The organism is Micromonospora sp. NPDC047134, from assembly GCF_040643455.1.
In the GTDB taxonomy this organism is placed as follows: Bacteria; Actinomycetota; Actinomycetes; order Mycobacteriales; family Micromonosporaceae; genus Micromonospora.
The window spans coordinates 32,365-44,811 of the sequence record NZ_JBEYUI010000026.1; the positions used below are offsets into that span (position 1 = coordinate 32,365).

A 12,447-nucleotide genomic window follows, 5' to 3' on the forward strand; every position below is an offset into this window, starting at 1 on the left:
CCTCACCCCGGCGCCGGTCGCCGGGCGCCACGACCCGAACACCGCGTGGGTGCTAAGTAGAGAGCCTGGTTCATGGTTGAGAGAGACAACATCGAGTCCATCGCCGGCCTGGCCGCGATGCAGAAGGGCATGCTCTTCAGTCACGCCGTGGACACCGGCTCGGACGCCTACGTGGAGCAGTTCGACTTCGTGATCACCGGCGAGGTCGACGTCGAGCACATGCGGGCGGCGCTCGCGGGCGTGTCCCGCACCTACAGCGTCCTGCGCACGATCTTCTCGTACCGCAACACCGACCAGCCGTACCAGATCGTGCTGAAGGAGTGGGCGCCGCAGCTCGACGTCCGCGACTACCGGGACCGGCCCGACCGTGACCGGGACGTCGAGGAGTTCAAGGTCGCCGACCGCGTGAAGGGCTTCGACCTCAGCGCGGACGTCCTGCTGCGGGCGACCCTGATCCGGCTGGCCGACCGCCGCTGGCGTCTCGTGTTCACGTTCCATCACATCATCCTGGACGGCTGGTCGCTCGGCCCGCTGTTCGGGACGCTGATGGGCTACTACGAGGAGCTGACCCGGTCCGGCTCGTTCCAGTCGCGGCCCGAGGCGCTGCCCTACCGCGACTACGTCACCTGGTACGAGCGGCAGCACGACGAGGACGCCCGGCGGTACTGGGCGGAGGCGTTGGAGGGCTACGAAACCGAGGCGGTTCTCCCCGCGAGCCCCCGTCCCGGCGGCTACCGTGGCGCGACCCACCGCTTCGCCCTCCCCGCCGAGCTGTACGACGGGCTGAAGGGGTTCGCGCAGAAGGCCGGGGTGACGCAGAGCGCTGTCTTCCAGGCCGCCTGGGGCGTCGTGCTGCAGAAGTTCACCTACGCCGACGACGTCGTCTTCGGTAGCGTCGTGTCCGGGCGCGGCACCGAGATGGCCGGCATCGGCGAGGCGGTGGGGTTGTTCTGCAACACGCAGCCGGTCCGGGTGACGACCACGCAGGACCAGCACTTCACCGGGCTGTGCCGGGAGGTGCAGCAGTCCTACCTGCGGGCGAGTGCCTTCGAGCACTACGCGCTGCACGAGATCCAGGGCCTCACCCCGCTGAGGAACAAGCTTCTCAACCACGTCGTGGCCTTCGAGAACTACCCGTTGTCCGAGCAGTTGCGCGACTTCGCCGGCGACACCGGTGACGGGCTCGCGTTCGACGGCGTCGAGGTCTTCGAGCGGACGAGCTACGACCTGCACATCGTGGTCAACCCCGGTCGGGACTTCGCGATCACGTTCGCCTACAACGAGAACCACTACGCACCGGGGTTGATCCAGGCGCTGGAGCACAGCCTGCGCAACGTGCTCACCGCGGCGGTGCGCAACCCGCGGGTACGCGTGGCGGACATCGCCCTGTGGGACAGCCGGGCGGCGGACGTGGCGGTGCCGCAGCCGGCTCACTCCGCCATGCTGGACTCATCGGTGGTGGACGTCTTCGCCGATGTCGCCGCGACCCACGCCGAGAAGACCGCGCTGGTGTGGCGGGGCAGGGAGTTCAGTTACGCAGAGGTGGACCGCTGGTCCGATGCCGTGGCCTGGGAGCTCAAGAGCCGTGGCGTGATTCCGGGCGTGGCGGTCGGCGTGCTCGCGGACCGCCGCCCGGAGCTGATCGTGGCGATCCTCGGCCTGTTGAAGAACGGGAACTTCTACGTCCCGATCGACACCAAGGATGCCAAGCCCAGGGTGGAGTACGTCGTCGCCGACGCAGGCGTGCGCGACCTGTGCACCGTGGCGGAGTTCGCCGACCGGGCGCCGGCGGCGACCCGGGTGCTGCTCGTCGACCCGCCGATCGGGGACGTGCCGCCGTTTCCCCGGCAGCGCAACCTGAACGGCGCCACGGCGTACCTCATGTACACGTCGGGCTCCACCGGTAACCCCAAGGGTTGCAAGATCACGCACCGCAACATCCTGCGCCTTGTCGCGGACCAGGAGTTCTTCGACTTCGACGACCGTCAGGTCCTGATGTTCACCGGCTCGCCCGCCTTCGACGCCAGCACGTTCGAGATCTGGGGAACGATGCTGTTCGGCGCGACCCTCGTGCTCGCCGACGAGTTGGACGTGCTCGACGGTGATCTGATGCGCGAGGCGATCAAGCGCAACGAGGTGACCGGCATGTGGCTCACCGCGCCGCTGTTCAACCAACTCTGCGACCACGACCCGGCGATCTTCGACCGGCTCGGACACCTCATCGTGGGCGGCAGCGCGTTGTCGGTCCAGCACCTTACGAAGGTCCGCAGCGCCTGCCCGAGCCTGCGGATCACCAACGGCTACGGTCCCACCGAGAACACGACGTTCTCAACGACGTACCAGATTCGGGACGAGGACCTGCTCCGCGAGCGGATTCCCATCGGCCACCCGCTGGCGCACTCGTCGGCCCACGTCCTGGACCGGGGCCTCAACCTGCTGCCACCCGGCGCGGTCGGCGAGCTGTGCGTGGGGGGTGACGGCGTGTCGACCGGGTACCACAACCGGCCGGACCTCGACCTCGCCGCTTTCGTCACGGTGCCGGCGCTGTCCAGCCGCCGCCTCTACCGCACGGGTGACCTCGTCCGCGAGCTGCCCGACGGGTCGCTCGACTATCTCGGCCGTGCCGACGACCAGGTCAAGATCAGCGGTTTCCGGGTCGAGTTGGGCGAGGTCGAGAGCGTGCTCCGGTCCGTCGAGCACGTCGAGGACGCCGCCGTGATCTGCGTCGAGGTGGACGGGGAGAAGAGCCTGCGCGGCTACTACGTCGCCGGTAAGCGGATCGCGCCCGAGGTGGTACGGCAGGGGATGGCGCAGCAGGCCGCCCCGTACATGATCCCCGCCGGGCTGGTGCAGCTCGACCGGATCCCGTTGAACAAGAGCGGCAAGGTCGACCGGACCCGGCTGGCCGAGATCCGCCCCGAGCCGGAGGCCCGCCCCGAGGCGCCGCATCTCGGACCGGTGTCCGACATGACGCGGATCCTCTTCGACATCATCGCCGACCTCGTCCCCGCCGAGACGATCGACGTCGACCGCAACTTCTTCGACCTCGGGATCAACTCGCTCAACCTGTTGACCATCAACAACCGGCTGCGCAAGGTGCTCGACCGGAACGTGCCGCTGGTACAGCTCTTCCAGCACACCTCCATCGCCTCCCTCGCCGCCTTCCTCGCCGTCGCTGACAGCGGCGACGATCCGACCGCCGACCCCGACGACGCCGAAGCCGACGCCGAAGACGCCTTCGCCGAGCAGGAGGAGGAGCACACGTTCTCCGCCACCGCCCTGCTGCGCGAGATCGCGGACGAAATCGCCGAGGAACTCGCCGCCGATCTTGAAAAGGAGCTCTGACCATGCCGGAGAGCAGGGCCACCAAGCGCCGCGAGACCGGGCTGGAGATCGCCGTCGTCGGCATGGCCGGCCGGTTCCCGCAGGCCGAGGACATCGACCAGTTCTGGGCCAACCTGGTCGAGGGCGTCGACGCCATCTCCCGCTTCACCGACGACGAACTGCTCGGGGTGGGTGTGGCCAAGACGGCGCTCGACGACGAGAGGTACGTCCGGGCCAAGGGTGTGTTCCCGAACATCGAGTACTTCGACGCGGAGTTCTTCAACTACGCCCCGGCCGACGCCACCCTGCTGGATCCTCAGGTCCGCGCCCTGCACGAGGAGGTCTTCCACGCCCTGGAGGACGCGGGCTACTCGGCGGAGGGGCGGCCCGAGGCCATCGGCCTGTTCCTCGGTGCGACGAACAACCTCCCCTGGGAGACGCACACCCTGACCCGGCACATCCTGGAATCCGGGATGACGTTCACCGGCATGCAGCTCAACGACAAGGACTTCGCCGCCACCCGGATCGCGTACGCCCTGGACCTGAAGGGCCCCGCCTTCACCCTGCACACGGCGTGCTCGACCTCGTTGGTCGCCATCGACATGGCGTGCCGTAACCTGTGGACCGGGTCGTGCCAGATCGCGCTCGCGGGCGGGAGCGGGCTGACGCTTCCGCACAAGAACGGGTACCGCTACCAGGAGAACATGATCCACTCGCCGGACGGCCACTGCCGGCCGTTCGACAAGGACGCGGCCGGCACCGTCGAGGGCAACGGCGTCGGCATCGTGGTGCTCAAACGGCTGGAGACCGCTCTGCGCGACGGCGACCACGTCTACGCGGTGATCAAAGGCTCGGCGGTCAACAACGACGGTAACCGCAAGGTCGGCTACACCGCGCCGAGCATCGAGGGACAGGCCGAGGTCATCCGCAAGGCCTACCGCGTCGCCAACGTCCCCCCCGCCGAGGTGTCCTACGTCGAGACACACGGCACCGGCACCTCGCTCGGCGACCCGATCGAGATCGAGGCGCTGCGTAAGGCGTTCGGCGCGGCTGAGCCGGACACGACCGGGATCGGCTCGCTCAAGGCGAGCATCGGCCACCTCGACACGGGCGCCGGCGTCGCCTCCCTGATCAAGGCGTGCAAGATCCTGCAACACCGGACCGTGCCGCGCAGCCTGCACTTCCAGGAGCTGAACCCGAACGTCGACCTTGAGGGCAGCCCGTTCTACGTCGTCGCGGAGCAGCAGGAACTGCGGCCGAAACTGTCGAAGGCCGGCGAGGTGCTGCCGCTGCGCGCCGGCGTCAGCTCGTTCGGCATCGGCGGCACCAACGCACACGTGGTGCTGGAGGAAGCGCCCGAGGCGAGGCCGGCGCCGTCCAAGGGCCGGACGTACAACACGTTCGTCGTCTCGGCGACGTCCGCGGACGCCATCGGGCGGATCAAGCGGAACTTCGTCGACTACCTGGCCGCGCACCCGGACCTCGACGGCTCGGACCTGGCGTGGACACTCCAGAACCGCCAACGCCGCCTCGCACACCGGTACGCCGTGGAGTTCGGTGACGTCGAGCAGTTGCGCGAGCGGCTCCAGGAGTCCCTGGACGCCGACGAACCATCCGCGCAGGTCCACAAGAACGCGCGTCGCGACGTCTACTTCCTCTTCAGCGGTCTCGGCGCGCAGCACCTGCGCATGGCCCGCGGCCTCTACGAGACGGAATCCGACTTCCGGGCGTACCTGGACGAGTGCTTCACGATCAGCGCGGACCTGGGCCACGAGGTGCCCCGCGAGGTCTTTTTTGGCGACTCCGCGGCGGCGGAGAAGCAGCTGAACAACATCGGGACCACCCAGATCCTGCTGTTCATGCTGGAGACGTCGATGGCCCGGACGCTCATCGGGTGGGGTCTCAAGCCGAAGGGGATGATCGGGCACAGCACCGGGGAGCTGGCGGCGGCGTATGTGGCCGGCGTGTTCTCGCTGGCGGACGGCATCCGCCTCGTCCAGGCCCGGGGCAGCCTGATGGACACGACGGCCGACGGGGCGTTGACCTCGGTGCGGGCGCCGGAGGACGTCGTCCGGGGCATGCTGACCGACGAGTTGGCCATCGCCGCGGTGAACGGCCCCGAGGACTGCACCGTCTCCGGTACCCCGGGGGCCGTCGCCGAGATCGAACGGCAGTGCGCGGAGCGGGAAATCAAGTTCTCGCACATCGAGGCCGACCACGCCTACCACTCGCAGTACATGGACTCCATGCTCGGCCGGTTCCGTGCGGTGATGGACCAGGTGACCCTGCACCAGCCGAAGATCCCGTACCTGTCGAACGTGACCGGTACGTGGATCACGGCGGCACAGGCCACCGACCGCGACTACTACTGCTCGCACGCCCGCGAGACGGTCCGGTTCGCCCCCGGCGTCGAGGCGATCCTGGAGCGCGGCGGCACCCTGTTCGTCGAGGTCGGACCGGGCAAGTCGCTGTCGTCGTTGGTGCGCGCCATCGCCCGCGACGCCGCGGTCACCACGGTGAACATGCTGCGGCACCGGATGGAGGAGATCGAGGACGGCGAGCACCTGGCCCGTGCGGTCAAGAAGCTCTGGGAGAACGGCCTCTCGCTGGACTGGAAGGCGTTCCACAAGGGCCGTCTGCCGCGCAAGGTGACGTTGCCGCTGTATCCGTTCGAAAAGGTCGAGTATCCGGTCGACATCGAACACTTCCAGCAGCTGGTCGAGGGCCAGACCGACGGCGGCCCGCGCGTCGCGACCGTCGCGCCGGCCCGGCAGGCTGTCACCGGCGCCGTCGCCACGACCGGGCCGGTACCCGCGTCGCGGCTGGCCTGGGCGCCGTCCATGCGCCCGTCCTCGACCGGGAAGGAGCAGCCGAAGGTCCTGATCGTCCTGACCGACGACCGTCGTGGGCTCAAGCGCGTGCTGGACGAGGTCGCGCACTGGCGGACGCTATATGTTTCGTTCGGTGCGCAGTACCGGTTCGAAGGGCAATCCGGTGCGGTGGTCCGCCCCGGCCACGACGACGACCTCAAGCGGCTGCTGGACGACCTGGAACGGCACGCCCTGGCCGGTGACACGGTCGTGGTGAACCGCACCGACCGCCCGTCGCTGGTGACCACCCTGCGGGGACTCTGCGCGGCCATCCCCGGGATGCGGGAACGGTGTGTGAAGGACGTCGTGGTGCTGGACACCGGTGACCTCCTGGGCGCTCACGGCGACGTCGTGCCACTGCTCATCGGCATCAATCACGAGCACCCGACGTTCCGGGTCCGGGCCGTCCGGTGCGACTCCTCCCTCGATGGCCGTGCCGGCCGGGCAGCATGGCGCGAACACCTCCAGACCGAGCTGGAGGCGCACCGGCCCGACGACGTCGCGGTCAGCTACGAGCGGGGTCGGCGACTCGTGCCCCGGATGGTCCCGCTGGACGGCGCCGTCGCGGCGGCCGGGCGGGCGGTGAGGACGGCGGTCCTCGGTCGTCGTCGCGACATCGAGGACATGGTGCGCGACCTCGCGGGGGCGAACCCTGCCCGTACCGTCGAGATCCTGCCGTTCGACCTCGGCTCGGACTCCGCGGGAACCCGGGTCGGCGTGGTGGACGAGCGCATCACCGTGCGTCCCGTGGTCACCGGGTCCACGTGGGAGGAGCTGGCCGGCACGCTGTCGACCGGGTTGCGTGCCCTGCCCGCCGTCGACGAGGTCGTGCTGTGGGACACGCCGAGCCGGGACGGCGCCACCGACGGTCTCGACCAGCGTCGACTCCTCGGCCTGCTGACCGAGGTGGGCCGGGAGCGGCGGATCCCGTGCTACGTCCTGTCCCGGCCGGGTCTGCACCGGGACGGGTGGGACCGGCACGTCACCACCTGGTTCGCCGACAACGAGCGCGGCGCTGCCGAAGCGGGCGTCACGCGGCTCTACTCGTTCGCCGACCTGCGGGAGGCCGATGGTTCGGTCCTGGACCTGTTGCCCAGGATGCGCGACGGCGGTATCCGCACGGCGTACCACGGCGTGGACCTTCTCCGGACGCAGGCGGCGGCCAAGCTGGTCGATGTCGAGGTGGAGCCCGGCGGTGCCGACGAGCGGCAGGCGATCGCGGCGGTGATCGAGCGTGAGATCCGGACGCTGCTCGGCTTCAGCGAGATCGACGGCCGCGCGGACATCTTCGACATCGGCCTCGACTCGGTGAAGCTGGTGCAGTTCACCAACGCCCTGGACAGGAACGGCTACAAGGTCCTCGCCAAGGAGGTCTACAACCACCCGACGATCGCCGGGCTCGCCGCCTTCATCGAGCGGACGATCAGGCGTGGCGGATCGGAGGACATGTCCTTCGACAGCCTCGCCGTGCTGCTGGAACAACGCCTCGGCGCGCCGTGTGCCTTCCGTGAGGTCAAGTCGGGACGTGACGAGGACACGCTCGTCGTGCTAGCCGTGGCGGGCCTGGACGACACGCTGAAGAAGCGAGTGGTCCGGGAGTTCACCGAGCTCCGGGTGCCGACCGAATTCCTGCCGCACTACGTGGTTCGGGGCGGCCCGGAGGACATCGGCATGGGCTGGGACTTCGAGGCGCTCAAGGCGAGCGCGGGCCTACCGTCCTACCCGGGCGGCTATGCCGCGGTCTTCGACGAGATCGACCGCCGGCAGGAGGAGCTGCGCAGGTCCATCGGCGCCCAGCCGGTGAAGTGGACGTACCCGATCAGTGCGATGCAGAAGCAGCACTTCGCCACCGAATCGCGCCTCCAGCTCTACCTGATCCAGCTCCGCGAGCTCATCGACCTCGACGTGCTCCAGCAGGCGCTGTGCGACGTGATCGGGCGACACGGGCTCATGCGCAGCTTCCTGGTCCGGTCGTTCGGGCGGTTCCGGTGGAAGGAGTTCGAGGCTCCCGAGGTCATCGCGCTGCCGCGCCTGGACATGTCCGGCCTGGAGCCGCACGAGCAGGAGGAGCTGCGGGCGGAGTTGGTCAAGCGCGAGTGGAGCATGGACTTCAAGGTCGTCGACAAGCCGATGTACCAGGTCGTCCTGATCACGTACAACGACCGCTCGCACGACCTGCTCTTCCAGTTCGACCACTCGATCTTCGATGCGGCGTCCGGCCAGTTGTTCCGGGGCGATCTCCTCAAGCGCTACGAGGAGCTGATGGCCGGCACGAGTCGGGCGATGCCGATCGCCAAGAGCTACCGGCACCTGCAGGACCAGATCGCCAAGGGCCCGGTCGACATCACCTCGGACGAGTTGATCGACAAGTTCGACCTGGTGGAGTACGTCCGGTACGCGAAGACCATCCAGGAGAAATCTGCCCGGTTCGCGGACAGCCAGATCCGGGACGTCCGCTACTCGGTCGACCTGGACCGGCTTCGGGCCGCCGACGGCACCGAGCCGGACCTGTTCTACCTGGTCGTGCACCTCTACGCCCGCGTCGTCGGCCGTCTGCTCGGCATCGACAAGGTGGCGCTGATCACGCTCCTCCAGTCGCGCGTGTTCGAGGACAAGGACTACTCCGAGGTGATGGGCATGGTCCTCGGCAGCCTCCCCGTGCTGGTGCCGGCGGAGCGCGACACGATGGGTGACCTCGACGGGATCATCACCGACAAGGTCCGCATGATGAACAAGAACAACGTCAGTTTCCTGAACCTGGTGCAAAACGTACGGTCGATTGTCAAACACCGGAAAGTGCTGTCCGTGATGGGCAAGACACTCCGGCCGACGTGCTTGCTGAATTTTGTCGGAAATGTCGAGGACGAATACGATGCAATTTGGGACATGACGCTCGCGCAGTTGACCGACGATCAGTCCAAACTGGACTATGCCGACTGCTACTGTGTCTCGAAGGTCGGCAACGGACGCCTGGATCTGCTCCTTCTGAGCAAATGGGTCGAGGACCCGCATGAGCTGGTCCGAATTCTGGATGACGAGGTCGAGTATCTGACTGGCCGCGTTTCCGCCAGCTATGGTTTGTGATTGCCGAAGGAGGGTGATAATGGCTGTAATCGAACTGGACCACGTCACGAAAACGTATAAGTCAAGGGGTCGTCGGACGGTGGCCAACGACGACGTGAGCCTGCGCGTCGACGGGGGCGAGGTGTTCGGCCTGTTCGGCCACAACGGCGCGGGCAAGACGACGATCGTGAACCAGCTGCTCGGGTTGTTGAAGCCCGACGCGGGCTCGATCGTGATCGACGGCAAGGACATCACGAAGAACCGGAACCTGGGGCGCTACCTGTGCTCGGTGCAGCCCCAGTCCAAGACCCCGCTGGGTGAGCTGACGCCCCGTGCGGTCACCCGGGTGATGGGCAAGCTCCGCGGGATCAGCGCCGAGGAGGTGGACCGGCGCACGACCGAGCTGTTCGAGCGGCTCGACATCATGCAGTGGGCGGACGCGCCGGGCAACAAGCTCTCCGGCGGGATCCTACGCCTCACCGGGTTCTGTATGGCCGCCGTCGCGCCCGGTCGCGTGGTGATCCTGGACGAGCCGACGAACGACGTCGACCCGGTCCGGCGGCGCTTCCTGTGGAGCGCGATCCGCGACCTGACCAAGGACGGCACGGCCGTCGTGGTGGTCACGCACAGCATCCGGGAGGCCGAGAGCGCCGTCGACACCATGGCCATCCTCAACGAGGGCAAGGTGATCACGCAGGGCGACGTCCGACAGATCAAGGGCGAGACGGCCGGCAACCGGATGAAGCTGGAAGCCGTCGCCACGGCGCCCGAGGACCGATTCGTCAGGCCCGCCTGGGGCGAGAGCCTGAAGGTCGCGGACGCGAAACTGACCCTCACCTTCGAGCGCGAACTCGCCGCCGAGGCCCTCAAGTGGGCCGCCGAGCAGCGTGATGGCGGTCTGCTGACGGAGTACTCCCTCACGGAGATCACCCTCGAAGACATGTACATCGAACTCGTCGGCAACAAGGGAGCGGTCGAAGGTGTCCACCGGTAGCAAACTCAAGTATGTGATCGAGCTCCAAGCCCGGAAGCAGGGCAGCTACCTGGTCGTCTTCTCGGTCATCATGATCGTGATCGCCCTCGGCGTGGCGATCGGCTTTTCGTACCTGATGCCCGCGCCGGATGGCGGCGGCATGCTGTACCTCGCGACCGGCGCGCCGACGATCGTGCTGATCATGACGGCTCTGGTCACCGTGCCGATGCAGAACGCGGGCGCGAAGATGACCGGCTACCTCGACTTCGTCAAGGCGCTACCGGTCGACCGCAAGCTGTTCCTGATCGCCGATGTCGGCATCTGGGCCCTGGTCACCGTCCCGGCCATCGCCATCTCGGTCTTCGTCGCGCACCTGATCTTTGAGCCCGGCTACGCGATCTCGTGGACGATCCTCCCGGGCTTCGTGCTCATGGTGCTGTCCTGCTTCGCCATCGGGTACGGCTACTCGTTCGTCATGGCGGCCGAGCCCGCCATGGCCCTGTCGCAGCTGATCGCGTTCATCTCACTGATGTTCTCGCCGATCAACTTCCCCATCGAACGGTTGCCCGGCTGGGTCCAGGCCGTGCACGAGGTGTTGCCGATCTACCACATGGCGGAAGTGATGAGGGCGTCGTTGGCGCACACGACGTTCGAAGCAGAGCCGATCAGCTACATCATGCTCGGCGCGTGGACGGTGGTCGGGTTCTTCGGTGCCTCGAGGTTCCTGGAAAGGGCATGACCGTATCGGTCGGCGACGCGGCCACGCGGTGCTGTGGACGTGGCCGTGTCGTCGTCCGTGGCGATCCGAGTGCTCTGGTCGACGGCTTGACAGCAGGACGGGAAAGGGTGCCAGTGAGCATCGTGGAGAAGCTCCCGCTCGTGTGCTTCCCGCACGCGGGTTCGGGGACGTTGTACTACAGCAAGTGGAAGTTGGCGTTCAGCGACGGCATCGACGTCCGGGTGGTCCAGTACCCGCTGCGGGAACAGCGGACCAACACCCCGATGCCGGCGTCGTTGCCCCTGCTCGCCCGGGACATCTTCACCGAGCTGGTGGACTCCTTCCGTGGGACGTACGCCATCTGGGGACACAGCATGGGCAGCATCGTCGGCTACGAGGTCGCCAAGCTCTGCCAGCAACGCCTGGACAACCCCCCGCTGATGTTCTTCACCTCCGGGTCGGCCGCGCCGTGCGGCCGGGGGTTCACGGCAGTATCCGATCTGGACACCCCGGAGGGCATCAAGAAGGTGCTGCGCGAGTACGGCGGGCTCAGCGAGGAGAACCTGGCCGACGCGGACTTCATGAACTACTTCGCGCCGATCATCGGGGGCGACCTCAGGTTGCTGGGCGGCTACCAGGACGTGGCTGTCGAACAGTTGCGGTGCCCGATCGCGGTGATGAAGGGCCGTGACGACAAGGTCATCACCCACGAGTGGCAGCGGTACACCGAGCACCCCGTGGAGACCACCGAGTTCGACGGCGGGCACTTCTTCGTCGAGGAGCGACGGCCGGAGCTGGCCGTGTTCATGGAGTCGAAGATCCAGCTGATGTGGCAGCGGAAGGCGGCCTCGGCCAGGTGACGTGGGCCGGGCGCCCGGCCGTGCCCAGTGCCGGCCGGTCGCCCACAGCCCAGCGGTCCGACCTGCCGCGACCACGAGGCGGGACGCGAAGCGGCTGACCGGGATCGCCTGCTCCAGCGCCGACCGTGACAGCGGTCGGGTGGATCAGCTGTCGTCACGTCTCGAGACCCTCGACGACCTCGGGCAAGCGTATCGACGTGCTGGCTCGCCGCGCCGACGGTCACGTCCGCCAGGGACGCGACAGCGTCCGCGTCGACCTCCGCTGCGGGCAGCACACCGAGCAGTCGGAAGGCGCGCGCCACGGGCCTCGGCAGGGTCTGATCCGACCAGGAGAAGACGGCCCGGACGTCCGCCAGCGGGTCTCCGGCCCCGGCCGGGCGGACCAGCTCGGCGGCGGCCCCGGCCTCCCGCCTCGGCCATGTCGGCCCGAGCAGTCCGGTGAGCAGGTCGGAGGCCTCGGCGTCGGTGAGGCGATCGAGCATCAGCCGGCAGACGGCCGCTGATCGGCGGCGTTCGGCGGGGTGGGTTGGGGGTGGGGCGGGCATGAAACGGCTGTCCTTTCGGGGTTGCAGCCTGGCTGCGGCCATGGGCTGGTGACGCTGCGGCCCTGGTGGGCGGTGGCGTCAGATGTCTGGTGTG

Annotated in this window: 5 protein-coding genes; all 5 read left to right on the forward strand. The window is 68.0% G+C overall.

The features are described from left to right. The first annotated feature begins 72 nt into the window (after positions 1-72). The 5 genes from ABZ795_RS24655 to ABZ795_RS24675 all read left to right on the forward strand — a co-directional run bounded on the left by ABZ795_RS24655 (position 73) and on the right by ABZ795_RS24675 (position 11,808). Complete coding sequence (locus ABZ795_RS24655; RefSeq protein WP_357532049.1) at positions 73-3,345, forward strand: amino acid adenylation domain-containing protein; 3,273 nt, start codon at positions 73-75, stop codon at positions 3,343-3,345. A 2-nt stretch (positions 3,346-3,347) separates the two neighbouring features. Beyond that, a complete protein-coding gene (locus ABZ795_RS24660) occupies positions 3,348-9,278 on the forward strand; it encodes a beta-ketoacyl synthase N-terminal-like domain-containing protein (protein WP_357532050.1) in 5,931 nt (1,976 codons plus the stop codon). Positions 9,279-9,357: 79 nt separating this feature from the next. Next, a complete protein-coding gene (locus tag ABZ795_RS24665; protein WP_327026643.1) occupies positions 9,358-10,251 on the forward strand; it encodes an ABC transporter ATP-binding protein in 894 nt (297 codons plus the stop codon). Next, on the forward strand, positions 10,238-10,969 hold the full coding sequence (locus ABZ795_RS24670; RefSeq protein WP_327026642.1) for an ABC transporter permease: 732 nt from the start codon (positions 10,238-10,240) through the stop codon (positions 10,967-10,969). Before ABZ795_RS24665 ends, ABZ795_RS24670 begins: the two co-directional genes overlap by 14 nt. Positions 10,970-11,076: 107 nt before the next feature. Continuing rightward, on the forward strand, positions 11,077-11,808 hold the full coding sequence (locus ABZ795_RS24675; RefSeq protein WP_357532051.1) for an alpha/beta fold hydrolase: 732 nt from the start codon (positions 11,077-11,079) through the stop codon (positions 11,806-11,808). Positions 11,809-12,447 lie beyond the last annotated feature (639 nt).